General features: G+C 73.1%; 21 protein-coding genes. 10 read left to right on the forward strand and 11 right to left on the reverse strand.

Features of this window, described 5'->3' with window-relative positions:
* Nucleotides 1-321 (reverse strand): hypothetical protein (locus tag ABD296_RS03710; protein ID WP_455363851.1); only part of this gene is annotated, 321 nt, incomplete at its 3' end.
* Between the two features lie 239 nt (nt 322-560).
* Here ABD296_RS03710 and ABD296_RS03715 point away from each other — a divergent pair.
* Nucleotides 561-1,004 (forward strand): GlcG/HbpS family heme-binding protein, encoded by a 444-nt coding sequence (locus ABD296_RS03715; RefSeq protein ID WP_344261414.1) that lies wholly within the window; start codon nt 561-563, stop codon nt 1,002-1,004.
* 48 nt (nt 1,005-1,052) lie between these two features.
* On the opposite strand, the gene ABD296_RS03720 is transcribed toward ABD296_RS03715, so the two are convergent.
* Nucleotides 1,053-2,441, reverse strand: a complete 1,389-nt coding sequence (locus ABD296_RS03720; protein ID WP_344261416.1) for an amidase — start codon at nt 2,439-2,441, stop codon at nt 1,053-1,055.
* Nucleotides 2,438-3,952: a hypothetical protein gene (locus ABD296_RS03725; RefSeq protein ID WP_344261418.1), complete on the reverse strand. Its 1,515-nt coding sequence runs from the start codon at nt 3,950-3,952 to the stop codon at nt 2,438-2,440. The genes ABD296_RS03720 and ABD296_RS03725 overlap by 4 nt, the downstream gene beginning before the upstream one ends.
* Nucleotides 3,953-4,186: 234 nt before the next feature.
* Between ABD296_RS03725 and ABD296_RS03730 the strand changes: the two genes are divergently transcribed.
* The 5 genes from ABD296_RS03730 (at nt 4,187) to ABD296_RS03750 (ending at nt 13,466) form a co-directional block, all read left to right on the forward strand.
* Nucleotides 4,187-7,363 (forward strand): ATP-dependent helicase, encoded by a 3,177-nt coding sequence (locus tag ABD296_RS03730; protein WP_344261420.1) that lies wholly within the window; start codon nt 4,187-4,189, stop codon nt 7,361-7,363.
* Nucleotides 7,364-7,434: 71 nt separating this feature from the next.
* Nucleotides 7,435-8,850 (forward strand): IS607 family element RNA-guided endonuclease TnpB, encoded by a 1,416-nt coding sequence (gene tnpB / locus ABD296_RS03735; protein WP_344261422.1) that lies wholly within the window; start codon nt 7,435-7,437, stop codon nt 8,848-8,850.
* Nucleotides 8,847-12,209 (forward strand): ATP-dependent helicase, encoded by a 3,363-nt coding sequence (locus ABD296_RS03740; RefSeq protein ID WP_344261424.1) that lies wholly within the window; start codon nt 8,847-8,849, stop codon nt 12,207-12,209. Before tnpB ends, ABD296_RS03740 begins: the two co-directional genes overlap by 4 nt.
* A 95-nt stretch (nt 12,210-12,304) precedes the next feature.
* Nucleotides 12,305-13,084 (forward strand): class I SAM-dependent methyltransferase, encoded by a 780-nt coding sequence (locus tag ABD296_RS03745; RefSeq protein ID WP_344261426.1) that lies wholly within the window; start codon nt 12,305-12,307, stop codon nt 13,082-13,084.
* A 73-nt stretch (nt 13,085-13,157) separates the two neighbouring features.
* Nucleotides 13,158-13,466: a hypothetical protein gene (locus ABD296_RS03750; RefSeq protein ID WP_344261428.1), complete on the forward strand. Its 309-nt coding sequence runs from the start codon at nt 13,158-13,160 to the stop codon at nt 13,464-13,466.
* Between the two features lie 62 nt (nt 13,467-13,528).
* Here the strand turns inward: ABD296_RS03750 and ABD296_RS03755 are convergent, their stop codons facing one another.
* The gene (locus ABD296_RS03755) at nt 13,529-15,124 is read right to left on the reverse strand and encodes an AMP-binding protein (RefSeq protein WP_344261722.1); all 1,596 of its coding nucleotides are present in this window, start codon (nt 15,122-15,124) and stop codon (nt 13,529-13,531) included.
* A gap of 119 nt (nt 15,125-15,243) precedes the next feature.
* Between ABD296_RS03755 and ABD296_RS03760 the strand changes: the two genes are divergently transcribed.
* Nucleotides 15,244-15,882, forward strand: coding sequence for a DinB family protein (locus tag ABD296_RS03760; RefSeq protein ID WP_344261430.1), 639 nt, complete (start codon nt 15,244-15,246; stop codon nt 15,880-15,882).
* Here the strand turns inward: ABD296_RS03760 and ABD296_RS03765 are convergent.
* Genes ABD296_RS03765 through ABD296_RS03785 form a run of 5 tightly spaced genes read right to left on the reverse strand, consistent with a single transcriptional unit; the run spans nt 15,863 to nt 21,726 of the window.
* Nucleotides 15,863-16,348: a hypothetical protein gene (locus ABD296_RS03765; RefSeq protein ID WP_344261432.1), complete on the reverse strand. Its 486-nt coding sequence runs from the start codon at nt 16,346-16,348 to the stop codon at nt 15,863-15,865. The genes ABD296_RS03760 and ABD296_RS03765 overlap by 20 nt on opposite strands.
* Before the next feature lie 11 nt (nt 16,349-16,359).
* Nucleotides 16,360-17,433 (reverse strand): alanine racemase, encoded by a 1,074-nt coding sequence (locus ABD296_RS03770; protein ID WP_344261434.1) that lies wholly within the window; start codon nt 17,431-17,433, stop codon nt 16,360-16,362.
* The gene (locus tag ABD296_RS03775) at nt 17,430-19,022 is read right to left on the reverse strand and encodes an IucA/IucC family protein (protein ID WP_344261436.1); all 1,593 of its coding nucleotides are present in this window, start codon (nt 19,020-19,022) and stop codon (nt 17,430-17,432) included. The genes ABD296_RS03770 and ABD296_RS03775 overlap by 4 nt, the downstream gene beginning before the upstream one ends.
* Nucleotides 19,013-20,587 (reverse strand): IucA/IucC family protein, encoded by a 1,575-nt coding sequence (locus ABD296_RS03780; RefSeq protein WP_344261438.1) that lies wholly within the window; start codon nt 20,585-20,587, stop codon nt 19,013-19,015. Before ABD296_RS03780 ends, ABD296_RS03775 begins: the two co-directional genes overlap by 10 nt.
* Nucleotides 20,584-21,726, reverse strand: coding sequence for a siderophore biosynthesis protein (locus ABD296_RS03785; protein ID WP_344261440.1), 1,143 nt, complete (start codon nt 21,724-21,726; stop codon nt 20,584-20,586). Before ABD296_RS03785 ends, ABD296_RS03780 begins: the two co-directional genes overlap by 4 nt.
* Before the next feature lie 141 nt (nt 21,727-21,867).
* Between ABD296_RS03785 and ABD296_RS03790 the strand changes: the two genes are divergently transcribed.
* Complete coding sequence (locus tag ABD296_RS03790) at nt 21,868-22,503, forward strand: HD domain-containing protein (RefSeq protein WP_407061437.1); 636 nt, start codon at nt 21,868-21,870, stop codon at nt 22,501-22,503.
* Here ABD296_RS03790 and ABD296_RS03795 read toward each other — a convergent pair.
* A complete protein-coding gene (locus ABD296_RS03795; protein ID WP_344261442.1) occupies nt 22,500-22,790 on the reverse strand; it encodes a DUF4031 domain-containing protein in 291 nt (96 codons plus the stop codon). The two genes, ABD296_RS03790 and ABD296_RS03795, sit on opposite strands and share 4 nt — an antisense overlap.
* Nucleotides 22,791-22,857: 67 nt before the next feature.
* Here ABD296_RS03795 and ABD296_RS03800 point away from each other — a divergent pair, with 67 nt between their 5' ends.
* Nucleotides 22,858-24,249 carry a dipeptidase gene (locus ABD296_RS03800; RefSeq protein WP_407061438.1) on the forward strand — a complete coding sequence of 464 codons (1,392 nt, stop codon included), beginning with the start codon at nt 22,858-22,860 and terminating at the stop codon, nt 24,247-24,249.
* Between the two features lie 36 nt (nt 24,250-24,285).
* Complete coding sequence (nudC, locus tag ABD296_RS03805; protein WP_344261446.1) at nt 24,286-25,203, forward strand: NAD(+) diphosphatase; 918 nt, start codon at nt 24,286-24,288, stop codon at nt 25,201-25,203.
* A gap of 70 nt (nt 25,204-25,273) precedes the next feature.
* Here the strand turns inward: nudC and ABD296_RS03810 are convergent, their stop codons facing one another.
* The gene (locus tag ABD296_RS03810; RefSeq protein ID WP_344261448.1) at nt 25,274-25,558 is read right to left on the reverse strand and encodes a mycoredoxin; all 285 of its coding nucleotides are present in this window, start codon (nt 25,556-25,558) and stop codon (nt 25,274-25,276) included.
* Between the last annotated feature and the right edge of the window lie 89 nt (nt 25,559-25,647).

Here is a 25,647-nt window from a genome sequence, read left to right on the forward strand (position 1 = left end):
GGCGAGGTCGGTGCCGTCGCCCCGGGGCCGCCAGGCGAGCAGCGCGGCGGCGTCCCGGCGGACGAGGCCGGCGACCAGGGCCGCCGCCTCGTCCGGCGGCGCCAGCGCGGTCACCGGCAGGTGGACGGCGACGCCGGCGAGGTCGGTCTCGGTGCGGGTCTCCGACAGCGGCAGGCACCAGCCGACGCCGCGGTCGAGCCCGGACGCGCCGGCGATGAGGGTGCCCCGCAGCAGCGGCTCGGCGAGCAGGGTCCGCACCGGTACCTGGTCGCCCGCGCCGGTGGCGGAGGGGGTCGTCGCGGATGCTGGAGATTGTGCCATGTGCCCACATCCCGTCCGGATCGTTCGGCAGAGTGTACATAGCCCCGAAGACGGCGGTCCTCCGAGACTGACGGGACATGAAGGAGATCGTGGCGGACGGTGGGAGCCGGCGCTTTATCCGTCAGCCACATCCTGCGCGACAATTCCGATTCCGGCAATACCCAATGTCCGCCGCCGTGGAATCGGCGGCGAGGGCATTTCCGGGACGGCTTTTCCCGCCCGAGACGACCGGAGGTCCCGTGCACACCGTTCACCGGCTCACCCTGGAAGACGCCCTGGTCATGCTGACCGCTGCCGAGGAGGAGGCGCGGCGGATCGGGGTGAAGCAGACGATCTGCATCGCCGACGACGGCGCCCACCCGATCGCGCTGCACCGGATGACCGGAGCCCGCCTCACCGGCGTCGAGATCGCGATCGCGAAGGCGTTCACCGCGGCCGGCCACCAGCGCGACACCCACAAGTTCAACGAGCCGCCGAACGGGCCCGCGCTGCCCGGCAACGAGGCGTTCGGCATCAACCAGATGCTGCCCGGCAAGTTCGCGATCTTCGTCGGGGGCTTCCCGATCGTGCACGAGGGCGAGGTCGTCGGCGCGGTCGGCGTCAGCGGCGGCAACGGCGACCAGGACAAGGCCGTCGGCGCCGCCGCCCTCCGCGCCTTCCAGGAGAAGATCGCGACCGCGTGATCCGGCCGGGCCGGGCGGCGACGCGCGCCGCCGTCCGGCCCGGCACGGTCAGGGCGCCGGCCAGGGGCGCAGGCGCTCGAAGGCCGCGGCCGCGGCGAGGACGCGGGCGTCCTCGTGGCGCCGCCCGACGATCTGCAGGCCGGTCGGGGCGCCGCCCGCCCGCCCGGCGGGCACCGACACCGCCGGATGCCCCGACAGGTTGAACGGGAACGTGACGGCCAGCGCGCCCCAGTGGTCCACGGGGCGCCCGGCGATCTCGGTGGGCATCGGCCCCTCCGCCGGGAACGCCGGGGCCTGCGTCGCCGGGGTCAGCAGCAGGTCGAACCGGCCGAACGCCTCGGCGAGCGTCTCCACCAGCCGCGCGCGGGCCTCGTGCGCGTCGACCAGCGCGTCCGCGTCCAACGCCTGCGCCGCGTCGCCGTAGCGGCGGACGGTCGGGTGGACGGACCCGAGCCGGTCGCCCGGCGCGTTCCGCAGCTCGGCGTGGACGTCCGGCACCGACAGCGTCCGGAACGCGGCCCCGCAGGACTCCAGCCGGACCCCGGCGGGCACCTCCCGCGCGCCGGTGCCGGCGACGAACGCCTTCGCCGCGTCCTCGACGACCGCCGCCACCTCCGGATCGCAGGGCGCGCCGCCCAGGTCGGGCGACCACGCGACCCGCAGCCCCCGCAGGTCCTCGTCCCGGATCGCCGTCTCGAACGGGACGGGCGGGGCGGGCAGCGACGCGCGGTCGTACTCGTCCGTCCCGCAGACGCAGTCGAGGAAGCGGACGGTGTCGCGCACCGTGCGGGTGAGGACGCCGTAGTGGTCGTTCTCCGCGGTGCCGCGGTGCCGGGGCCCGCGCGGGACGCGCCCGTACGTCCCCTTGAACCCGACGAGCCCGCAGTAGGACGCCGGAATGCGCAGCGAGCCCGCGCCGTCCGTGCCGGTCCCGACCGGCACCATGCCGGACGCGACCGCCGCGGCCGACCCGCCGCTGGACCCGCCCGGCGTCAGATCCGGCGCGTGCGGGTTGCGGGTCACGCCGTGCAGGACGGACGCGGTGAACGACGCCCGCCCGAACTCCGGCGACGCGGTGAGCCCCACCGGGACGGCCCCGGCCGCGACCGCCCGCGCGACGATCGTCGAGGTGTGGTCGGCGACGCGGTCCGCGTGCAGGACGCTGCCCATCGCGTACGGCCATCCGGCGACGGCGTGCAGTTCCTTTACCGCGAGCGGGACGCCGGCGAGCGGCCCGGGATCCTCGCCGCGCGCCACCATCGCGTCGATCCCGGCAGCACGGGCGAGCGCGCCCTCCGCGTCCACGTGGACGAACGCGCCGAGATCCCCGTCCAGCCGGGCGATCCGGTCCAGCGCCGCGCGGACCGCCTCGCGCGCCGCCAGCGCACCCGACCTGACCAGATCCGCGGTCTCCACCGCGTCCCGCGCCGCGCTCACAGCGCCACCGCCGCGACCGCCGTGGCCACGACCAGGCCCGACACCACCGGCACGAACAACCGCCTGGCCAGGTCGATCACCGGGACGCCGGTGAGGCCCGCCACGACGATCAGCGACGACCAGATGACGAGCGTGCCGCCGCCGGTCCAGCTCGCGCCGTTCTGCGCGATCGCGGCGAGCGTGGCGGGGTCGGCGCCCGCCGCGTGCCCGAGCTCCCCGGCGAGCGACCCGGTGAACGGCAGCCCGGGCCAGCCGTTGCCGTCCAGCCCGATCACCATGCCGACCAGCAGCATCGCGAACGAGGCGAACACCGGCACGTGCGGGATGTGGTCCTGGACGTGCCCGATCGCGTCCAGCAGCAGCGCCGGGCCCTTCGCGCCGTCCGGCATCCCGAGGATCTCGGCGGAGTAGTCCGACAGGCCCACGTAGACGAACCCGGCGATCGGGATGACGACGCCCATCGTCCGGAACGCGAACCCGACGCCGTCGGTGAAGTGGTCGGCGCAGCTCTGCAGCCAGTTCCGGCGGTCCGCGACGACCGCGACGGCGACCAGCGCCAGCGCCGCCGTCCCGCCGACGAGCGGCGCGCCCTGCCCGTCGTCGATGTCGGGGACGAGGGAGGTGAACCGGCCGAGGAGCATGACGGCGAGCAGCACGGCGAACGCCAGCGGCACGGCCACCGCCACGATCCGGGCGCGCACGCCGGGCTTCGCGGGCTCTTCGTCCGGGCCGGCGGGGCCCGTCGCAGTCAGGGTCGCGGTCGCGCCTCCGCCGTCCTCGCCGCCGGCCGCCCGGCGCGTCTCACCGTGCGCCTCCGCGCGGACGTCGCCGTCACCGGCGGCGGCGAGGTCCAGCGTCGCGGCCGCCGCCACCACCGGGTCGAGCAGCTTGGTGCGGACGTCGCGCAGATAGGACACGCCGAGCGCGACCACCCCCGCGATGAGCGAGATGATCAGGGCGCGGTCGGCGATCGCGCCCGCGGGCACGTGCGCGCCCTGCGCGGACAGCCCGGACGCGACGCCCATGATGTAGTCGGAGCTGAGCGCCATGCCCTGCCCGGTGATCGCGATCGCGATGGCGGCGGCGAGCGGCGGCAGCCCGACCCGGACCGCCGCCGGCAGCAGGATCGCCGCGATCAGCGGCAGCACCGGCGTCGGCCAGAACGACATCGACAGCAGGTAGGTGACGACGGCGAGCACGAGGTAGGCGACGTGCCCGTTGCGGACGAGCCGCTGCAGCGGCCGCACCATCATCAGGTCGGCGCCGAGCCCCCGCATGGCGCCGAGCATCGCGGTCACGATCGCGATGATGAGGAAGATCGGCAGCAGCTCGCGGGCCGCGACGATCCCGGCGTTGAACACGGCCGCGATCCCGGTCGTGACGCTGCCGCTGTAGACGAGTGCCGTGACGAACGTCCCGCAGACCGCGAGACCCACGACGTTCTTGCGCGCCACCACGGTGGCGATGAGGGCGGCGAGGCCCAGGAGATAGATCCAGTGCGCAGGCGACAAAGGGTGAAGACCTCCCACCTCCCCGGGACGCGGCCGTCCGCGTTCCGTGCACGGGGGTGGGGCGACTCTCCATGATCGGTTGCGCGGGCCGCAACGGAAGACCGCACATCGCGGCGGGCCGCGATTGTGCAGGCTGCCGAGCCCCGCGTCCCACGCGTTCCCCGTCGCGTCACGTTCGCGACATGCGTGCGTTGTGGTCCGAGGAGCCCCGGTGATCTGTTCCAATGAACTGTTGTGCCGCCTGCTTCCTACCGTCTCGTGCGCCGCGCGGGCCCCGCGCGGGCCGTCCCGCCCCTGCTCGACGAGCAGCAGCGGCGGGTCGTCGAGCATGCCGGCGGGCCGATGCTGGTGCTGGCCGGGCCCGGCACCGGCAAGACCACCACGATCGTCGAGGCGGTCGTCGACCGGATCGAGAACCGGGGCGTCGACCCCGAGCGGGTGCTGGTGCTCACGTTCAGCCGCAAGGCGGCCGGCGAGTTGCGGGAGCGGATCACCGGGCGGCTGCACCGCACGACCCGGACGCCGCTGGCGCTGACGTTCCACAGCTACGCCTACGCGCTGATCCGGCGGGACGCGGTGCTGAACGAGGAGCCCGCGCCCCGGCTGCTGTCCGGTCCGGAGCAGCTCCTCGAAGTGCGGCGGCTGCTCGAAGGGGAACTGGCGGACGGCGCGCGCGACTGGCCGGAGCGGCTGCGGGCGGCGCTCGCGACGCGCGGGTTCGCCGAGGAGCTGCGCGACTTCACGCTGCGCGCCGTCGAGCGGCAGCTCACCGCCGAGGAGCTCGTCGCGCTCGGGCGGATGCGCGGCCGCGACGACTGGCCCGCCATCGGCGCGTTCATGGAGCGGTACGTCGAGCGGTTCCTGCTGGACCCCGTCCCCACCTACGACTACGGCGAGCTGATCTACATGGCCGCCGGGATGCTCGCCGACGAGGAGGTCCGCATCCGCGAGCGCGACTCCTACGACGTGGTGTTCGTCGACGAGTACCAGGACACCGACCCGGCGCAGGAGGCGCTGCTGCACCTGCTGGCGGGGGAGGGCCGCGACTTGGTCGTGGTAGGCGACCCCGACCAGTCGATCTACGGGTTCCGGGGCGCGGACGTGCGCGGCATCCAGGAGTTCCCGAACCGCTTCCTGACGCTGGACGGACGCCCCGCGCCGGTGGTCGCGCTGCGCACCTGCCGCCGCATGGGCCCGGAGATCCTGGCGGCGTCGCGCCGCATCGCGCGCCGCCTGCCCGCCGGCTCCGCCGGGAACGCCGCCGAGCACCGCGCCCTGCTCACGCCGGACGAGGCCGAAGAGGGCGAGGTCCGGGCGGTCATCGCCGACTCCGAGAGCCAGGAATCCGCACTGGTCGCGGACGAGCTGCGGCGCGCGCACCTGCTCGACGGCGTGCCGTGGTCGCGGATGGCGGTGCTGGTGCGCAGCGCCGTCCGGCAGGTGCCGGTGCTGCGGCGGGCGCTGGCGCAGGCGGGCGTCCCGGTCGTCGTCGCGGGCGACGAGGTGCCGCTGATGCAGGAGCCGGCCGTCCGCCCGTTCCTGATACTGCTGCGCGCGGCGCTGAAGAAGGGCTACCTGGACGAGGTCGTCGCCGACGACCTGCTCACCGGCCCCCTCGGCGGCGCCGACGCGCTGGCGATGCGCCGCCTCAAACGCGCGCTGCGCGACCTGGAGGAGCTGTCGGGCGGGCAGCGCCCGCTCGGGGAGCTGCTGGTCGCGGCGGTGAACGACCCGCGCGAGCTGGTGCCCGTCCACGAGAAGGTGCGCGCCCCCGCCGAGCGGATCGCGCACCTCATCGACGTGGCGCGGCGCAACGTCCACGACGGCGGGTCCGCCGAGGACGTGCTGTGGGCGGTGTGGGAGGAGAGCGGCCAGGCGGACGTCCTGCTGGAGCAGAGCGTCAAGGGCGGCACGCGCGGCGCGTCCGCCGACCGGGACCTGGACGCCGTCGTCGCGCTGTTCGACCACGCGGCCCGGTTCGTCGACCGGCTGCCGCAGGCGGGCCCGGAGCTGTTCGTCGACAACATCGCCGCGCAGGAGATCGCCGGGGACACCCTCGCCGAGCAGGCGCCGGAGGGCGAGGCCGTCCGGATCCTCACCGCGCACCGGTCGAAGGGCCTGGAGTGGGACGTCGTCATCGTCGCCGGCGTCCAGGAGGGCGTCTGGCCGGACGTGCGGCTGCGCGGCTCACTGCTGGGCGTCGAGGAGCTGATCGAGCACGCGGCCGGCGCCGCCCCCGACTCCGACGCGGCGGCCGGTGCGTCCATGGCGGCGAAGATGCTGGACGAGGAACGCCGCCTCTTCTACGTCGCGGTCACGCGCGCGCGCAAGCGGCTCGTGGTGACGGCGGTCGGCGGCGACGACACCGAGGAACGGCCGTCCCGGTTCCTCAACGAACTGCTGCCCGGCGCGATCGAGCAATCACAGCTCGACGAGAAGACCCGCTGGCTGTCGCTGTCCGCGCTGGTCGCGGACCTGCGGTCGGTCGTGTCCGACCCGACCCGCCCCGAGCCGCTGCGCCGCGCCGCCGCCGGGCACCTCGCCCGCCTCGCGCGCGCGGGCGTCCGGGGCGCGCGGCCGGAGAACTGGTACGCGATCACCGCCCTGTCCGACCCGGGCCCGGCGTTCACCGAGGACGAGCAGATCACCATCTCCCCGTCCCAGGTCGAGGCGTTCACCACCTGCGGGCTGCGCTGGCTGCTGGCGTCGGCGGTCGGCGCGCAGGAGGGCGGCCCGAACGAGTTCAGCACCATGGGCAAGGTCATCCACGCGGTCGCCGAGATGGCGGGCGCCGACGACGGCGTCAGCGAGGTGCACGTCGCCGAGCGCCTCGACGAGATCTGGAACGACCTGGACTTCCGCAGCTCCTGGTACTCGGAGAAGCAGCGCGAGCAGGCCACGGCGATGGTCGACAAGTTCCTCACCTGGCACCGCGACAACCCCAACGAGGTCGTCGCGCTGGAGGAGTCCTTCAAGGTCGACCTCGGCCGCGTCGTCATCAAGGGCCGCATCGACCGCGCCGAACGCGACGAGCAGGGCCGCGCCGTCATCATCGACATCAAGACCTCGTCCACGGCCGTCCCGAAGGACGACCTGGCCCGCCACCCCCAGCTCGGCGTCTACCAGTACGCCGTGATGCTCGGCGCGTTCGAGCGGCACGGGCTGATCGAGCCGGGCGGCGCGAAGCTGATCCAGGTCGGCAAGGCCGCCTTCACCGCGAAGGCCCGCGAGCAGGAGCAGCCGCCGCCCGCCGAGGACGACGACCCCGAATGGCCCAAGAAGCTGGTCGAGATCGTCGCGAGCGGGATGGCCAGCGACGTCTTCCAGGCCCGTGCGAACGACAAGTGTCGGACGTGTCCCGTACGCTCCTGCTGTCCCGTCCACGACGAGGGCGGACAGGTAGGCGACTGACACTGACGGGCGCGGGGGCCGTCTCACCCCGCGGTGACGAGCTCGGGGGAGCGGCTGGTGGGCGAACGTACATGAACCGGAGGACCTCTGCGGACCTCCCCGCAGGCGGCGTCCAGGTTCTGTCAGAGGACGCGGCTACGGTGCGGAGTGTGAAGGTCACGCAGGCGTACCGATTCGCGTTGGACCCCACCCCTCGGCAGGAGCGGGTGTTGCGGTCGCACGCGGGTGCGGCGCGGTTCGCGTGGAATTGGGGATTGACCGCCTGCCGGGACCGCTACGACGCCGAAGGCAAATGGTGGTCGGGCATCGAGCTGCACCGACTGTGGAATCGGGTGAAGAAGAGCGACCCCGCGCTGGGGTGGTGGGGCGAGCACTCCAAGTGCGTCTACCAGGAGGCGTTCCGTGACCTGGACCGGGCGCTGCGCGAGTTCGTCGCCTCCCGCAACGGTGTCCGCAGGGGACGCCGCCTGGGGTTCCCCCGGTTCAAGAAGCGCGGCCGGTGCCGCGACTCCTTCCGCTTCGGAGCCGGAGTGATGCGGTGCTCAGGGCGGACGGTGACGCTGCCGCGCATGGGTGCGATCGCCACGCACGAGTCCACCCGCAAGTTGGCCCGCCGCCTGGAGAACGGAACGGCGCGGATCCTGTCGGCGACGGTGTCGCGGATCGCACACCGCTGGTACGTGTCGTTCACCGTGCAGGTCGACCGTGACGTTCCTGAACGGCATGCCCGGCCGGGCGGCGCCGTCGGCATCGACCTGGGGGTCAGAACCCTGCTGACCGCCGTGGACGACCGGGGCGCGATCATCGAGCTCGACGGTCCGAAGTCGCTGCGGGCGGGGCTGCGGAAACTGCAGCGCCTCGGCAAGGCCTGCTCCCGCAAGCAGCGCGGGTCGGCCAACCGGGCCAAGGCGGCCGCGCGGCTGGCCCGCCACCACGCCCGCATCACCAACGTCCGTGCCGACGCGTTGCACAAGGCCACCAGCATGCTGGCCGCCCGCTATGAGATCGTCGTGGTGGAGGATCTCAACGTGTTGGGGATGCTGGCGAACCGGCGGCTGGCCCGGCGTGTGGCCGATGCCTCGTTCGGGGCCGCCCGGCGGATGCTGGAGTACAAGACGGGATGGAACACCGGCCGCCTGATCACGGCGGGCCGCTGGTACCCGTCGTCGAAGACCTGCTCGGGTTGCGGTGAGCGAAAGCCAAGCCTTCCGCTGTCCGAGCGCACCTTCCGCTGTGATGCGTGCGACCTGGTCCTGGGCCGGGACGTCAACGCCGCGCGGAATCTGCTCGGGCTCGCCGCCAGTGGGGCGGAGAGGGTAAACGCCTGTGGAGGTGACATGAGACCCGGCCCGGCCGGGCTGACACCTGCGAAGCAGGAACCCGGCGCCACGCCTGGCGTGGAAGACCGGGACCGCCGCCGCGCAAGCGACGGCCGCCCAGAGCCGTGCTCGCATCCGATCACGGCCCGGGTGACGGGAGCGAGGTGATCTCGCCGGGGGAGCTGGCCCGGCTGCTGGAGATCCCGGAGCCGACGGAGGAGCAGGCCCGGGTGATCGAGGCGCCGATGGCGCCGATGGCGGTGATCGCGGGCGCCGGGTCGGGCAAGAGCGAGACGATGGCCGCGCGGGTGGTGTGGCTGGTCGCGAACGGGTTCGTGCGGCCCGAGCGCGTCCTCGGCCTGACCTTCACCCGCAAGGCCGCCGCCGAGCTGGGCGTGCGGGTCCGCAAGCGGCTCGACAAGCTGCGCGAGGTGCTGCCCGGCGACGAGCTGGAGCGGCTCGGCGGCGAGGCGCTGTTCGACGGCGAGCCGATGGTGTCGACGTACCACTCGTACGCGGCGCGGCTGTTCGGCGACCACGCGCTGCGCGAGGCGCTGGAGCCGACGATGCGGCTGATCTCCCCGGCGGTCGCGTGGCAGATCTGCTCGCGGGTCGTGGACGCCTACGACGGGCCGATGGACCGCATCGAATGGCAGCCCGACACCGTCACCAAGGCCGTCATGGAGCTGTCCGGCGACCTGTCCGAGCACCTGCGGACCGCCGACGACGTCCGCAAGGTCGGCACGTGGCTGGACGAGCGGTTCGCCGTGGTGAAGAAGCCGTTGAAGGCGCAGCGCGACATCCTCGCGAAGCAGGCCGTCCGCGAGCAGATGATGCCGCTGATCGAGAAGTACGCGCGGGCGAAGGCCGACCGCGAGGTCATCGACCACGGCGACCAGATGGCGCTCGCCGCGCGCATCGCCTACAAGCATCCCGAGGTCGGGATGATCGAGCGGTCCCGGTTCTCCGTGGTGCTGCTCGACGAGTACCAGGACACCAGCCAGGCGCAGCTCGTCCTGCTGAAGTCGCTGTTCGCGGGCGGGCATCCGGTGACGGCGGTCGGCGACCCCTGCCAGTCGATCTACGGGTGGCGCGGCGCGAGCGCCGGGAACCTGCTGCGGTTCGCCTATGACTTCCCGCTGCAGCCTGCTGTGGGGTCGGGGCGGCCGGTGCCGGCGCCGGTCGTGCAGCTGAGCCGGTCGTTCCGCAACGGGGAGCAGATCCTCGAAGCCGCCGCGAAGATCCAGGAGGAGCTGCGGGCGGATACCAAGGCGGTGCCGCGGCTCGTCCCCGGCGCCGGACGGGAGGGGCGCGGGCGCGTCGAGTGCGCGCTGTTCCCCACCGTCGAGGACGAGGCCGACCGGATCGCCGGGCGCATCGCCGGGCTGATGGCCGGCGACCCGGCGGTCTCGCCGGACGGCGGCCCGCAGCCCGAGCCGCTCCAGTACTCCGACGTCGCCGTCCTCGCCCGCAAGCGGTCGCAGTTCCCGCTGATCCGGCGGGCGCTGGAGGCGCGAGGTATCCCCGTCGAGGTCGTCGGGCTCGGCGGGCTGCTGACCGTCCCCGAGGTGCAGGACGTCGTCGCGACCATGCGGGTCATGCACGACCCGACGTCCGGCGCGTCGCTGGCCCGCCTCCTCACCGGCCCGCGCTGGCGGCTCGGCCCCCGCGACCTGGTCGCGCTCGGACGGCGCGCGCGGGCGCTGGCGCAGGAGTCCGCGCGCGACGTCACCCCGCCCGAAACCGCCGCGGAGGAACCGCCCGAGAGCGGCGAACCGGCACAGGAAACGGGCGACGACCCGCTCCGGCAGCTGGTCAGCGAGCTGAACCAGGAGACCGGCAGCCTCGTCGACGCGCTCGACGACCTCGGCGCCCCCGAGGCCTACTCGCCGGAGGGATACGGGCGGCTGCGGCGGCTGCGCGACGAGCTGCGGACGCTGCGGAGCCAGGTCGGGCTGCCGCTGCCCGACCTGGTCAACGAGGTCGAGCGGGCGCTCGGCCTGGACATCGAGGTCGCCGCCCGGTCCGGCCTCGACCCGGTCACCGCGCGCGCCGACCTCGACGCGTTCATCGACGCCGCCGCCACCTTCGCCGGCGACGCCGAGGACCCGACGCTCGGCGCGTTCCTCGCCTACCTCAAGGCCGCCGAGACCGAGGAGTTCGGCCTGGAGGCGGGCCGCGTCGGCGAGACCAACAGCGTCAAGCTGCTGACCGTCCACGCGTCCAAGGGCCTGGAATGGCCGGTCGTCGTCGTCCCGGGCCTGTCGTACGTGCCGCAGAAGAACGGCGGCCCCGCGAAGGGCTCGATCTTCCCGTCGCCGCCGCAGAACGCGACCCGCTGGACGGCGAACCCGCGCGTCCTGCCGTTCATGCTCCGCGGCGACCGCGCCGACCTGCCGCCGCTGAACGGCCTGGAGAAGGACGACCTCGCCGCGTTCGACCAGGCCTGCTCGGAACGCGACCTGCGCGAGGAGCGGCGCCTCGCCTACGTCGCGGTGACGCGCGCGTCCAGCCTGCTCATCACCACCGGGTACTGGTGGGGATCGTCGGGGCGCCCGCTCGGGCCGTCGCCGTTCCTGGAGGAGGTGCGCGCGGTCTGCCTCGCCGGCGCCGGGACGGTCGCGGTGTGGGCCGACCCGCCCGAGGAGGGCGAGACGAACCCGCTGCTCGCCGACCCCGAAGAGGCGCAGTGGCCCGCCGCGCCGGGGGAGCGCGGGAAGTCCGACGCGTCCGCCCGCGAACGCTACGAGGCCGTCGTCGAGGCCGCCCGCATGGTCGAGGACGCGATGGCCGGGCGGAACCGGCTGTGGGCCGGCGACGAGGGCCTGTCCGACGCCGACCGGGGCCGCATGACGGCGTGGGCGCGCGACGTCGAGCTGCTGCTCGCCGAACGCGACCGGGGACGCGGCGGCGACGGCCTCCTCGTCGAGCTCCCCGCGCACCTGTCGGTGTCGTCGCTGGTGTCGCTCGCCCGCGACCCGGCGGTACTCGCCCGGCAGATCCGCCGCCCGATGCCGCGCCCGCCCGCCCCGTACGCGCGGCGCGGCACCGCGTTCCACGCCTGGCTGGAGGGCCGCTGGGGGCAGCAGCGCCTCATCGACCCCGACGAGCTGCCCGGCGCCGCCGACGAGGGCGCCGCCGACGACTCCCACCTCATCCGGCTCCAGGAGAGGTTCGAGGAGTCGGAGTGGGCGTCGCGCGAACCCCTCGACATCGAGGTGCCGTTCGAGACCATCATCGGCGACCGGCTGATCCGCGGCCGGATGGACGCGGTGTTCCGGCGGCGCGGCGGCGGCTACGAGGTCGTCGACTGGAAGACCGGCCGCCCCCCGTCCGGCGACGACGCCCGGTTCGCGTCCGTGCAGCTCGCCGCGTACCGGCTGGCGTGGGCGGAACTCGCGGGAGTCGACGTCGCCGAGGTCAGCGCGGCGTTCCACTACGTCGGCGCGAACACCACCGTCCGGCCCGCCGACCTCCTCGACGCCGCCGGCCTCGCCGCCCTCCTGGAAACCGTCCCGGCTGCGTGACGCGTGCTTACCGTCCGTCAGTGAAGAGTGTCACTGCCTCTGTTCACCGCACCCCGTTTCAGGGATGATCCGGGGAACGCTACGAGGGAGGCGACGTGACGGTGACCCATGGCGACAAGGTCGTACGGGAGTTCTCCAAGCAGGCGGCCGGGTTCTCCGACCCCCGGCTGAACGTCGCGTTCACCCGGCACCTGGACGACCTCGTCCGCTTCATGGATCCCGAACTGGACCTCGACGACAACGTCCTGGAGATCGCCGCCGGCACCGCGATCGTCTCCCTCGCGATCGCCCACCGCGTCCGGCACGTCACCGCCCTCGACCTCACCCCCGCGATGCTCGCGGAGGGCAAGCGCGAAGCCGACCGGCGCGGCCTCACCAACGTCACCTTCACCGAGGGCGACGCGACCGCGCTGCCCTACCTCGACCGTTCCTTCACCCTCGTCGTGACGCGCTTCTCGCTGCACCAGGTCGCCGCCCCGGAGGCCGTCGTGCGGGAGATGGCCCGGGTCAGCCGGCCGGGCGCCGCGCTGATCATCGCCGACCTCGTCCGGCCGGACGGCCTGGAGGGCGACCCCGACCGGATCGAGCGGCTCCGCGACCCCTCGCACGGCACCATGCTCACCGAGGCGCAGATCGCGGGCCTCGTCACCGAGGCGGGCGCGGAAGTGAAGCGGTCTCGGCGCATCGACTTCACCCGCCCGCTGGAGCCGTGGCTGGAGCTGTCGCGGACGCCCGCCGACGCCGCCGCGCGGATCCGCGGCGAACTCGAAGAGGAACTGGCCGGCGGCCCCGCCACCGGAATGCGGCCGAGCCGCGAGAACGGCGAGCTGCACTTCACGCACTCGTACCTGTTCCAGCACGCCGTAGCCGGCTGATTCGCGCGTTTTGCTCGAATGTTTTCGAGTGAATGTTCGACGTGCGTCGCTCATGTGTTCTATCTTGTCGAACATGGGTTCTAGCACCGTGCGCCCCCTCGATCGCGAGCCGGCCGCGCTGGCGATGCGCATCGGCGTGGTGGCCGCCGAGGCCGCGCTGGCCACCTTCGCCCGCAACCTCGACCTCGACGACCTGGAGGACGGCATCGACTTCCAGGGCGCGATCGGCCCCGCGGAGTGGCCGGTGTTCTCCCTGGTCATCGACACCCTCGCCGAGGCGGGCCCGGGCGACCGGCGCACCCTCGACGAGCGCCGCGCCGACGCCCTGAACGACCTCGCCCGCATCTGCATGGCCGCCAAGAACCGCGCCGGCGCCGCCTAGCACCGAGAGCGCGGCGTCCGGGGCCCGCGGCCTTGGTGCCGGACGCCGCTCCCGCCCGCTCCTCAGCCGTCCAACGCCTTCGAGCGGACCTTGCCGGTGCTGGTTCGGGGGAGTTCGCCGACGAAATGGACGTCCCGCGGCACCTTGTAGCGGGCCAGGTGCTTCTTCACGTGGGCCTTCAGGTCGTCCTCGGTGACCTGCGAGCCTTCCGCGCGCACCACGTAGGCGGCGAGCCGCTGGCCGAACTTCTCGTCCTCGACGCCCTTCACCGTCACCTCGGCGACGTCCGGATGCTCGCCGAGCAGGCTCTCGACCTCGCCGGGGAACACGTTCTCCCCGCCCGAGACGATCATGTCGTCGGCGCGGCCGTCGATGAACAGCCGCCCTTCGGCGTCGAAATGCCCGAGGTCGCCGGTGCCGGTCAGGCCGTCGCGGACCTTCTTGCCGCCGCCCCCGGTGTACCCGGCGAACCGCAGGCCGCCGCCGGTGTAGATCTCGCCGGTCTCCCCGGCCGGGACCTCGTTGCCGTCCTCGTCGAGGATCTTGACGGTGAGCCGGAAGGACGGCCGGCCGACCGTCCCGGGTGCCGCCCGCAGATCCTCGGGCGTCGCGATGGTCGCCCAGCCCGTCTCCGTCGCCCCGTAGACGTTGATGAGCACGTCGCCGAACTCGTCCATGAACGCCTCGGACAGGTGCGGGTGCAGCGCCGACCCGCCGCACACGACGACGCGCAGCGACGGCGTCCATTGCCGGTTGGTCTTCGCGGCGTCCAGGATCCGCTGCAGCATGACCGGTACCGCGACCAGCGTCTCCGCCTGGCAGTCCACGATGGCCGTCAGCACGTCCTTCGGCTCGAACCGCCGGAACAGGACGAGCGGCATGCCCATCCCGAGCCCCACCGCCGTGTACGCGAAACCGAGAATGTGGAAAAGCGGCGGTGCGATGACGAGGGGCGCCCCCGACCGCACCGGGACGCGCATCAGATGGCTCAGCGCGGCGGGCAGCAGCGACGCCATCGACAGGTCGTGCCGCGCGCCCTTCGGCGTGCCCGTGGTCCCGGACGTCATCACGATCACGTTGCTGGTGCGGTCCGGGCTCAGCGGCTCGGCCTCCGTGGCGGCGACCAGCGCGTCGATCGACTCTCCGGCGCCGGCGTCCGTCCACGCGAGCACCCGGGCGCCCGCGAATCCCGACTCGTCCACGGCCGGGCCGAACTCCTCGTCGTGGACGAGCAGTTCGACGCCCTCCCGCTCGGCGACCTGTCCCAGCTGCGTCGCGGAGAAGTCGGTGTTCAGCAGCACGACGTCGTTGCCCAGCCGGGACGCCGCGAGCACCGCCTCGACGAACCCGCGGTGGTTGCGGCACAGCACGCCGATCCTGCCGTCGCCGACCCGGTCGCGCAGGGCGGTCGCCAGCGACGCCGCCCGCTCTTCGAGCTCGGCGTACGTCAGCGCGCCCCGCTCGTCCACCAGCGCCGTCCGGCCGGGGAACCGCAGCGCCGCCATCGCGCCCACCGTCGCCGGCACCGGCCCGAACCGCACGTAGGGGAACAGCAGCCGCGCCGCCCGATCGGGCCGCACCGGATGCATGATCCCGGTGTCCCGCACGGCCCGCGTCGCCCGCGCTCCCGCCTTCACGACCGACCGCATCCGCTCCATCACCGGATCCTCCTCGCATCGCCCAGCGACATACGTTGCCGCGCCAATGATTCCTAATCCGCCGCGCCCGCTCATGCCCGGCCACCGGCCGGGCGCCTGCCGCCCAGTACCGTCGTGGAATGCGTGACATGGTGACAGCGGACGACCTGGAGCGGGCTGTTCGGTCGGCGATCGAAGTGCTGCGGAAGGCGCCGCCCGACGCGTGGGACGGCAAGGCGGGCACGTTGGAATGGACGTGCTGGGAGACCGTCGAGCATCTGAGCGACGACCTGTTCGCCTATGCGGCCCAGCTCGGAGCACGGCCGGCCGGCCGGGAGGTGCCGTTCCTGTGGGAGAGCCGCCGCCCCGGCGGCCCCGCGAACGTCACGTACGCCGACCGCGACGCGGGCCCCGACGGCCTGTTGCAGGTGCTGGACGCGTGCGGCGCGATGCTGGTCGCACTGGTGCGGACGACGCCGCCCGACGCCCGCGCCCACCACGTCTTCGGGACATCCGACCCCGAAGGCTTCGCGGCCATGGGAATCGTGGAGACGCTCGTCCACATCCACGATGTCGCACAGGGGCTCGGCCTCCCCTGGAACCCGCCCGCCGGCCTGTGCGCCAAGGTGCTGAAGCGCCTGTTCCCGGACGCCCCGGACGCCGCCGACCCCTGGTCGACGCTCCTCTGGTCGACCGGACGCGGCGACCTGCCCGGCCAAACCCGCCTCACGAAATGGCGCTGGGACGGCACGCCCCGCGTCAGCGGCGGAGGATCTTGAAGTCCTCGATGACGAGGAGCCGCTCGATCGTGGCGTCCTCGTACCAGCGCTCGTAGCCGACGAAGTCCCCGTCGCCTCCGCTCCTCGTGGTGCCGTCGGGGTCGACGTGGTCGTGGTCGGCGCGGGCGCCGAGCCATTCGAGGAGCGGGTCCACATGGTCGTAGTAGTCGGGGTGCAGCTCCTGGCGGGCGGTCAGGGCCCAGCCGCCGTTCTCGCGGGGTTCCAGGGCGGCGAAGAGGGCGCCGCCGATCTTCCAGCCCGGGCCGCGCTGGGCGAGCTGGGGTTCGGGGGTCAGGACGACCGCGGGCTCGCCGTCGTCGTCCACGACGACCTCGGAGAAGTCGATCGGGATCGTCAGGTCCTCGGGCTGCGGGCCGAGGCCGAGGTGCCAGCGGAGTTCGGCGACCTCGGCGTCCGGCAGCCCGCGCAGGTTGATCGCCAGGAAGAAGTCGTAAATGTCGGCCACGGACCGTGACCCTAGCGGAGGTAGTGGAACGCGGGTTTGGGATGCATGAGGAAGTCGTGGTGCGAGATGTTCCAGGCGTAGGCGCCGGCCATGGCGAAGGCGATCAGGTCGCCGGGACGCAGCGGCGGGACGGAGACGCCGCGGGCGAAGACGTCCTTCGGGGTGCAGAGTTGGCCGACCAGGGTCGCGGGTGATTCAGGCCCCTTCGCGGTGAGGACGTGGAAAGGCTGGTCGTGGCCTTTCGTCACCGGGGTTCTGAGGTGGTGGGTGCCGCCTCGGAGAATGACGTAGGTCTCGCCTCGCGTCGTTTTCACGTCCAGGACATCGGTGACATACCAGCCGTGGTAGGCAGTCACGGCGCGGCCGGGTTCGATGCGGAGGCGGGCGGGGATATCGGCCAGTCCGGCGCCGTATACGGGCCAGTCGAATCGGGTGGCGGGTGACGTGTAGTCGACGGCCATTCCGCCGCCGATGTTCAATTCGGGATCGTCCACACCATGGGTTTTCAGCCAGGGGATCGCCCATTCGGCTACCTGGTGGGCGAGGTCGAGCATGGTGGGGGCGTCCAGGCCGGAGGCGAGGTGGGCGTGGACGCCGCGGAGGGTGATGTGCGGGTTCTCGGCGATTCGTGCGGCGCAGGCGTCGAGGGCGTCCTCGTCCATGCCGAAGGGACCGCTCATGGTGAGGGCTGCGCCCGGAACTCGGAAAGGGAGATTGGGTCGGAGGAGGACGTTCGCGGGCCCTTGCAGCCGGTCGAGTTCCCTTGGGCTTTCCACGTGGACGCGGTCGATTCCGGCGGCGAGAGCCAGTTCCTCGCCGGTTTTCCCGGGACCGCCGAAGGCGATGCGGGCCTCCGGAAGGGTTTCGCGGACGTGGGTCAGTTCACCGCCCGACGAGACCTCGATTCCGTCCACATGCGGTGCGAGGGTGCGGAGGATTTCGGCGTCGGGATTGGCCTTGGCGGCATAGAACAGTTCGGTGCCGCCGAGAGCGGCGCGGATGGATTGCACGTGGGTTTTCAGGCCGGGCAGGTCGTAGACGTAGGCGGGGTGGCGGTCGAGGCCGGGGAGGTCGTCGAGGTTCACAGCGGAAGCGGTGCGGAGAGCGGGTTGGGGGCGGGGACGTAGGCGGCGCCGCGGTCGGCCGACCGGGACCAGCGGGTGCGCAGGTTGGCCTTCGCGGGGAGCGGCACGCCCGCGAGCAGGGCCCTGACCTGCGGGTGGTGGTCGAGGGACGCGAGATGGGTCCGGGCCGCCGCCCAGAGGTCCGGTTCGAGCGCGGGATGCAGGTCGGCGACGGCCGCCGCCGTCTCGGTGAGGTGGTTGACGAGCAGGCAGTAGACGACGCGGTTCCAGCCGTGCGCGGGGGCGTAGGTGAGGCTTTCGGCGACGCGGGCGGGCAGGTGCGACAGGTCCCAGCGGCCGGCGGTGAGCTTGGTGCCTTCGAGGTCGCGGAACGCGGCGTGGACGGGCATGCCGTCCGGGTCGACGCAGACGAGGACGTTCTGGAGGTGCGGCTCCAGGACGACGCCGTGTTCGAGATAAGCCCGCAGCACAGGGGGAGCCACGTGGGCGACGTAGGCGTTCCACCACGCAAGGGCGCCGTCGGGAGTCGCCAGGGCCGGTAGGTCGTCCAGGAGGGTGTTGTACGGGTCGGCCAGTGCGCCCGCTAGCAGCGGCGTGCCGGGGAGGTGTTTCACGCCCTCCCGAACGATGACACCAAGGCCCTCGTAGAGGCGGCGGTCGGCGAGGGCGACGCTGCGGTAGGCGGGCTCCGCGAGGAGCGTCGCGCCCAGGGACGTGAACACACCGGGCAGTAGTTCGTTCAACGCGACGGCACCGGACAGCTCGTACCAGGCGTTCCTGCGGACGCAGTTGGTGATGCGCACGTCCAGGCTGAACTTGCAGAACAGGTCGGCGTCCGGCAGGTACACCGTGCGGACGGACGACGTGGGCACGGCCTCGACATCCGACGGCCCCAGGTCGCGGACGAGCCCCCGCGCCAGCGCGTCATTGAGCAGCGGATTGCCCGCCAGTAGCGAGAACTGCCACGGGTGGACGGGAAGCGTCCGGCAACCGGGCACGGACGGCCCGCCCAACGCCGCGAACGCCTCCGGATCGCCTTCCTCCGCGACGATGTCGTCCCGCACGGCCAGCCAATGCGGGCGGAAGCGGGCCCTCGTCTCGGGCGCGTACCGGAGCCAATCGGCGGGCGACCCCTGCCGGGACTTCGGCGAAGGATGAAAGCGGTGGCCCGCCACAAGCGACTGCTCGGATTCCAGATACCGGTCGCCCTGAGGTTCGTCGCGCGCGGCGAGGATGGCGGCCAGCGCGCTGTGGCTGTCGTCGACCTGCGCCAGGAACTCCGGGTTCGGCTGTCCCGTGGCCAGTTCGAGCTCTCCGGCGACGAGGTCGGCGAGGCGGTCCCAGGAGGCGGGGATCCACGCGTCGTCGCGCCGCTCCTCGTACGGCGGCGCCAGGCGGTAGGTGGGGCCGGCCGGCGGGCGGGCGAGGCCGGTGCGCAGCACGACGCCGGCGCGCGGCAGCCGGGCGACGAGGTGCCCGCCGTCCGGCCACACCTGCTGCTCGGGCCCGCACACCTCCCGGATCAGGCAGTTGAGCAGCGCGGTGGAGGTGGCGTCGTCGGCCGTCAGGGCCCGTTCGGTCAGAAGCACGTCGCATCCCGTAGGTAGTTCGGCCCGGGCGGGCCGTAGTGCTTGTTGATGTCGGCGGCGCCGGTCCTGGCCTTGTCGACGAGGGTCCCGGCGGTGACCATGGCCTTGCCCGGCAGCGCGCCGGCGTCGAGCGTGCGCGAGCGCAGGAACGCGTCCGGCGGGCCGAGCGCCGCGTCGAGCCGGTCGCGGATCATGGCGCGGCCGGTGCGCCAGGGCAGCAGGCCGTGCTCGGCGAGCCCGAGCGCGGGCGCCGCGGCGCACAGGTGCAGGGTGATCGTGACGAACACGCGGGCGAGCGCGCCGGGGTCGGCGGTGACCATCCGCCGGTCGCCGAGGTCGCGGGGGTCGGCGCCGGGGGACGGGCCGAGGCGCTCGCGGAGCCGGGCGGGGTCGATGAGCGCCCCGTCGTTGTCCTTGACGAACAGCCGCGGCGGGCCGTCGTCCAGGACGAGCGCGACGTTCTGCTGGTGGGCTTCCAGGGCGATCCCGTAGCGGAACAGCGTGACGTTCCACGAGAAGAGCGCCGACAGGTAGGCCTCGAAGAGCGGCTCCACGTCCCAGCGCTCTATGACATGGCCCTTGTCCGGAGCCTGCGCCAGCAAGGCCGCGATAGGGACGATGTGCGCCCGCGCGGTTTCCGGTGGGAAACGCCGCACGAGGTAGGCCAGAAGCGGGTTGTCGGCGTGCCCGTAGGTCTGCTCGTCGGCCAGCAGTACGGGCAGGTGCGGTTCCCGGTCGAGGACGCGCCGCAGGAGCCGTTCCACCAGCGCGCCGTCCGGGAGGGTGCCGGGGACGATCGTGCGGCGGTTGCGCAGGCCGAGCGTGCTCGTCGGCAGCGGCACCTTCACGTGCTCCAGCGGCGCCGCCGCAACCGTCCGCATCGAGAGCGTCGGCGCCACTTGCAGGTACGGTTCCGGTGCCATGGTTGCGGCGGGCTCGTCCCGTACCAGCCGGACGGCCAGCGGGTGAACGGGGAACAGCGCGTCCGCCGAGCGCAGCCCCACATCGTCCGGGGCGGGCCACCAGATCGGCGTCTCGCCCACCAGCGTCGCGCCACGGACGGCGGCCCACCGCAGTGGGAACGCCGGCGCGAATTCGGGGGCGTAGCGGCTCAGGTCGGCCATGCTGAGCCCGGAACGGCAGCGGCTCGTCGGGTGGACGGGATGGTCGTTGTAGGCGGCGAGGCTCTCGTAGAAGGTCCCGGGGCCCGTCCTGAGCTCGTCCGGTATCCGCGCCAGGCGCCGGTGCACGGCGGGACGCGCGTCGTTGTGGAGCTTCACCGTCGCCAGGGCGTCCAGGCACTCCCGCTCGAACGCCTCGGTGTCGTCCCGGGGATCGGCCACATGCCGCACCACCGCGAAGACGTCGTGTAACGCCAGCTTCTGCGAAGGGTCGACGCACAGCTCGGACAGGAAGACCGGGTCGGCGTCGACCAGCCGCACCGAGCGGCCCGGCAGCGCGAGCGTCCGGTCGTCGACGAAGCGCCGCAGCCCGCCGTAGTCCTCCCGGAGCAGGGCGTCCAGAACCCGGGCCGCCAGCGGGCCCTCGATGTCGACATCGGTCACGCGATGGTCCAGTCATGCGCGGAGCGGAAGCGCGTAAGCGCAGCCTCCACCTCGTCTTGCGCCGGACCGATGGCGCGGACGGTCCCCAAGTAGTCGCGGTTCGTGCGTGTCAAGGCGACGGAATCGCCTACGGCGCGCTGCGGGCGGTAGGCCAGCCGTACGGTGCCGTCGCGCAGCTCCATCGGACCGGGCGCGGCCCGCAGGACTCCGGCGCGATCCGCGATGACGGCCTCCGCGACGGCATGCCCCCGCACGGACGGGACGTCGAGCGACAACGGCTCCCCTAGATGGACGTCCAGGATCCGCTCGAACAAGGGGATGCCCAACAGGTCCGCCAGGAGGAAGTCGCAGTGGTCGCCGATGAGCCGGTAGTTCACCTCGATGATGCGGGCGCGGCCCTCGTGCACGACGAACTCGGTGTGGCACGCGCCGAACCCGACGCCCAGCGCGTCCAGCTGCGCCAGGATCTGCGGCGTCTCCGGCGGCGGGGTCGCCCATTCGAGGCGTTCCTCTACGAAGAACGGCGGCGGGGACAGGGTCGTCCGGTACGAGCCCAGGACGTGCAGCCGCCGCCCGTCCCCGAGCGTCTCCAGCGTGTGCAACTGCCCCGGCAGGTACTCCTCGGCCACCAGCGGGTCGTTGCGGCGTGCCGCTATATCCGCGCGCCGCATCTCCAGCTCGCGCGCGTCATGGACGAGGAACACGTCCTCACTGGCCACGCCCTCACGCGGCTTCAGGACGAGCGGGTACGGCGCGTCCGGCGGCACATGCCAGGCGTCCGACGAGAAGACCGGGTCCAGCGCGGCGAGGTGCCGGCGCATCAGCGCCTTGTTCTTGGCGCGCGTCGCGGCCCGCCAGTCCTTGCCGGGCAGGCCGAAGTAGGCGGCGGCCAAGGCGGCCGGGGCCTGCAGGAAGTCGCTGTTGGAGAAGATCCCGGCGGGCTCGCCCTCGACCCGGTCGATGATGTGGCGGAAGTCGGAGACGTCGCATTCCACGACCCGGCCGGCGGCGTTCTCATGGGCGGCGGGACGGTCGGTGAGCAGGACCGCGTCCAGCCCGAGGCGCGCGGCGGCGGGCAGGAACCCGTGCGTCACCGAGTCGGTCGCCTTGCCGGCGACCACGTAGAGGGAGGCGGCCACGGACGGCCTTTCCAGTGAGTCTGGTGAGGTAAGCCTTGCCTAACTCGCAACCGTCACCATAGTGGCGCCGCCCGGGGCCTCAGGCAAGAACGATGGCACCGCGTGTCCCGCCGCGTCCGGTGATCCGGGAGGATGGTCCGCGTGGACGCACGGATGGACCTCGTCGAGCGGTGGGTGGCGCTGGCCGGCCCGCAGACCCGGCACATCGGGGTGGAACTGGACAGGCGCTACGGCGAGCGGCACCGCAAGTACCACACCCGCGAGCACCTCGCCGCCGTCCTCGACCTCGTGGACGAGCTGGCCGGCGACGCCGCGGCCCCCGGCGCGTTCGACCCGGACACCGTCCGGCTCGCCGCCTGGTTCCACGACGCCGTCTACGACCCCGAGCGCGCCGACAACGAGGAGCGCAGCGCCCGCCTCGCCGCCCGCATGCTCGCCGACACCGACCTCTCCGCGGCGACGGTCGACGAGGTCGTCCGGCTCGTGGAGCTGACCGTCACCCACGCGCCCGAGCCCGGCGACCGCGGCGGCCAGGTGCTCTGCGACGCCGACCTCGCGGTCCTCGGCGCCGATCCCGACCGGTACGCCGCCTACGCCGCCGCCGTCCGCGAGGAGTACGCGTTCGTCCCCGAGGACCTCTTCCGCGCAGGACGCGCCGAAGTGCTCAACGGCCTCCTCGCCCTTCCCCGCCTCTTCCACACCGCCACCGCGCGCGAACGCTACGAGGAGCGGGCGCGCCGCAACATCGAGACGGAGCTGATGCTCCTCAACGCCTAACCCACGCCGAGACCCCCGGCGGCCCGCCGCCGCACCGCTTTCCGGCGCCGCAACCCTGCACGAGTCAGACGCAAAAGCAGTTCTTGGCAGCCGACCGCCTCCGCCCCCTGCGAGACTGCGGCCTCGTACAGCTCGGACGGCACGTCGTAGTGGTCGCGGTCGAACGCCCGCACCGGCATCCCGAGACCCGCCGCGAACGCGTGCAGTTCCTCGTACGACACGTCGCTCACCATGTGCGACCACACGCGCCCGCGCGCGGGCCACAGCGGCGGATCAATGAGGATCAAAGCGCCTCCTGGGGGACGGGGGACCGGGATCCCATACAGTGCCTGACAGTACGACATGCGAAGGGGCATGCAGGTGGACGACGTAATCCAGTACATCGAGGCCGACCGCGACCGGTTCGTCGCCGACCTCAAGGAGTGGCTCGCGATCCCGTCCGTGTCGGGGGACCCCGCCTACGCCACCGAGGTGCGGCGGTCCGCCGGATGGCTCGCGGAGTACCTGCGGGGGCAGGGGTTCCCCACCGTGGAGATCTGGGAGACGCCCGGCCTGCCGGCGGTGTTCGCCGAATGGCGCGCCGCCGACCCGGACGCCCCGACGGTGCTGGTCTACGGGCACCACGACGTGCAGCCCGTCGAACCGCTGGACGAGTGGGACACCGCGCCGTTCGAGCCGGTCGAGCGGGACGGGCGGCTCATCGGGCGCGGCTCGTCCGACGACAAGGGCCAGGTGTTCTTCCACACCCTCGGCATCCGCGCCGGGCTCGCCGCGTCCGGCGCCGCCGCCCCGCCCGTCACCATCAAGATGCTCGTCGAGGGCGAGGAGGAGTCCGGCTCGGTGCACTTCGCCGACCTGCTCCGGGAACGCCGCGAGCGGCTCGGCTGCGACGCCGTCGTCATCAGCGACACCACCATGTGGTCGGCGGACGTCCCGTCGATGTGCACCGGCATGCGCGGCCTCACCGAGGGCGAGGTCACGCTGCGCGGGCCGTCCTCGGACCTGCACTCCGGCTCGTTCGGCGGCGCCGTCCCCAACCCGCTGCACGCCATGGCGACGATGATGGCCGCGCTGCACGACGCCGACGGCCGCGTCACCCTGCCCGGCTTCTACGACGACGTCGTCCCCCTCACCGACGAGGAACGCGCGCTGTTCGCCAAGCTCCCGTTCGACGAGGCGGAATGGCTGCGCACCGCAGGCGAGAGCCGCGCCGCCTACGGCGAGAAGGGCTACACCACCCTGGAGCGCGTCTGGGCGCGGCCGACCGCCGAGATCAACGGCATGTGGGGCGGGCACACCGGCCCCGGAGGCAAGACGATCGTGCCGCGCGAGGCGCACGCCAAGATCTCCTTCCGGCTCGTCGCCGGCCAGGACCCCGCCAAGGTGCAGCAGGCCTTCCGGGACTGGGTCGCCGCGAACACCCCGTACGGCGTCGAGGCCGAGGTGCACATCCCGGGCGGCGGCGTCCGGCCGTGCTTCTCGCCGATCGACTCGCCCGGCGTGAAGGCCGCGCGCCGCGCCATGGAGCGCGCGTTCGGCCGCGAGGTGCTGTTCACCCGCGAGGGCGGCAGCGGCCCCGAGGCCGACCTCGCCGACGTCCTCGAAGCGCCGCTGATCTTCGTCGCGGTCGGCCTGGACGACGACCGGATCCACGCCCCCAACGAGAAGGTCGAGATCCCGCTGCTGCTCAAGGGCGCCGAGGCCGCCGCCTACCTGTGGGAAGAACTCGCCACCGCACTCCGCTGAACCTGCCGTGCAGGATCGCCGGAAGAGAGGAGCCCGATGACGGTGACCGAAGGACCGCTCGAATGGCTGGCGCTCGCGCGCGGCACCCTCGACCGGGTCGCGCTCAAGCGGCGCGACGACGCGTGGCTCGCCGCGGCATGGGCCGACCCGGGGACGCGGGTCCTGGTCGTCCAGGACGGGCGGTCGCTCGTCACCCACGAACCGGAACCTGCGCTGGTGCTCCTCGCCCCGGACCGGGCCCCGGACGGCGACCGCTGGCTGCTCGGCGTCGACGACGACGGCACCGCCTACTTCGGCGTGCCCGGTGAGCTGCCCGTGATCGAGGGCGCCGCGCCCGCCGGGCTGCGCCGCGTCGGCGCGGTGCTCCCCGACCGCGACTCCGGCCTGCTCACGCACGCCGTCGCGCTGGAGCACTGGCACCGCACCAACCGGTTCTGCCCCCGCTGCGGCGCGGAGACCGCCGTCACCGCGGCCGGGCACGTCCGGGTCTGCCCGCAGGACGGCTCGCAGCACTTCCCCCGCGTCGACCCCGCCGTGATCATGCTGGTCACCGACGCCGACGACCGGATCCTGCTGGCCCGCGGCCCGCAGTGGCCCGCCGACCGCCGCTCGATCCTCGCCGGGTTCGTCGAGCCCGGCGAGTCCCTGGAGCAGGCCGTCGCGCGGGAGGTGGAGGAGGAGGTCGGCCTCGCCGTCCGGGACGTCCGCTACCTCGGCAGCCAGCCGTGGCCGCTGCCGCAGAGCCTGATGCTCGGCTTCACCGCCACCGCCGACGGCACCGTCCCCCTGCGCCCCGACCCCGAGGAGATCCTCGACGCCGCCTGGTACACCCGCGACGAGCTGCGCGCCGCGATCGAGGCCGGGGAGATCGTCGCCCCGGGCGTCCTGTCGATCGCCGCCCAGCTCATCATGCGCTGGTACGGCGGCGAACTCCCCGGCATGCCGGCGTTCTGACAGGCCGGCCCTCGCACGCGGGGACGCGAAAGGCCCGCCGACCGCGTGGTCGGCGGGCCTTCGCTTCGTCCTACCTGGCGAGTTCGGCCAAGCGGCGCTTGACTTCCTTCGCGCTGGGGTTCGTCGCGGCCGAGCCGTCCGGGAACAGGATCGTCGGAACCGTCTGGTTGCCGCCGTTGACACTCATGACGAACTCGGCGGCCTTCGGGTCGCGCTCGATGTCGACCTCGACCATCTCGATGCCGTCGCGGGCCAGCTGGCTCTTCAGCCGCCGGCAGAACCCGCACCAGGTCGTCGTGTACATGGTGAGCTGGCCGGTCGGGCCCTCGACCCGGTCGGTCGTCGGCGTCGCCATCGGTACGTCGTCTCCCTCGTTCGTTCGGACGATCTGTGGAACTCGCCTCCCGAAGAACACTAGATACCCCTCCCGCATTCCGCGAGCGG

This window comes from Actinomadura napierensis, assembly GCF_039529375.1.
GTDB lineage: Bacteria > Actinomycetota > Actinomycetes > Streptosporangiales > Streptosporangiaceae > Spirillospora > Spirillospora napierensis.

Bases quoted from the DNA above. Each gene is read 5' to 3' on its own strand.
- ABD296_RS03760 (WP_344261430.1), top strand. From the start codon at position 15,244: ATGCGTGACATGGTGACAGCGGACGACCTGGAGCGGGCTGTTCGGTCG.
- ABD296_RS03800 (WP_407061438.1), top strand. From the start codon at position 22,858: ATGCAGGTGGACGACGTAATCCAGTACATCGAGGCCGACCGCGACCGG.
- ABD296_RS03750 (WP_344261428.1), top strand. From the start codon at position 13,158: ATGGGTTCTAGCACCGTGCGCCCCCTCGATCGCGAGCCGGCCGCGCTG.
- ABD296_RS03755 (WP_344261722.1), bottom strand. From the start codon at position 15,124: ATGGAGCGGATGCGGTCGGTCGTGAAGGCGGGAGCGCGGGCGACGCGG.
- ABD296_RS03810 (WP_344261448.1), bottom strand. From the start codon at position 25,558: ATGGCGACGCCGACGACCGACCGGGTCGAGGGCCCGACCGGCCAGCTC.
- nudC (WP_344261446.1), top strand. From the start codon at position 24,286: ATGACGGTGACCGAAGGACCGCTCGAATGGCTGGCGCTCGCGCGCGGC.
- tnpB (WP_344261422.1), top strand. From the start codon at position 7,435: ATGAACCGGAGGACCTCTGCGGACCTCCCCGCAGGCGGCGTCCAGGTT.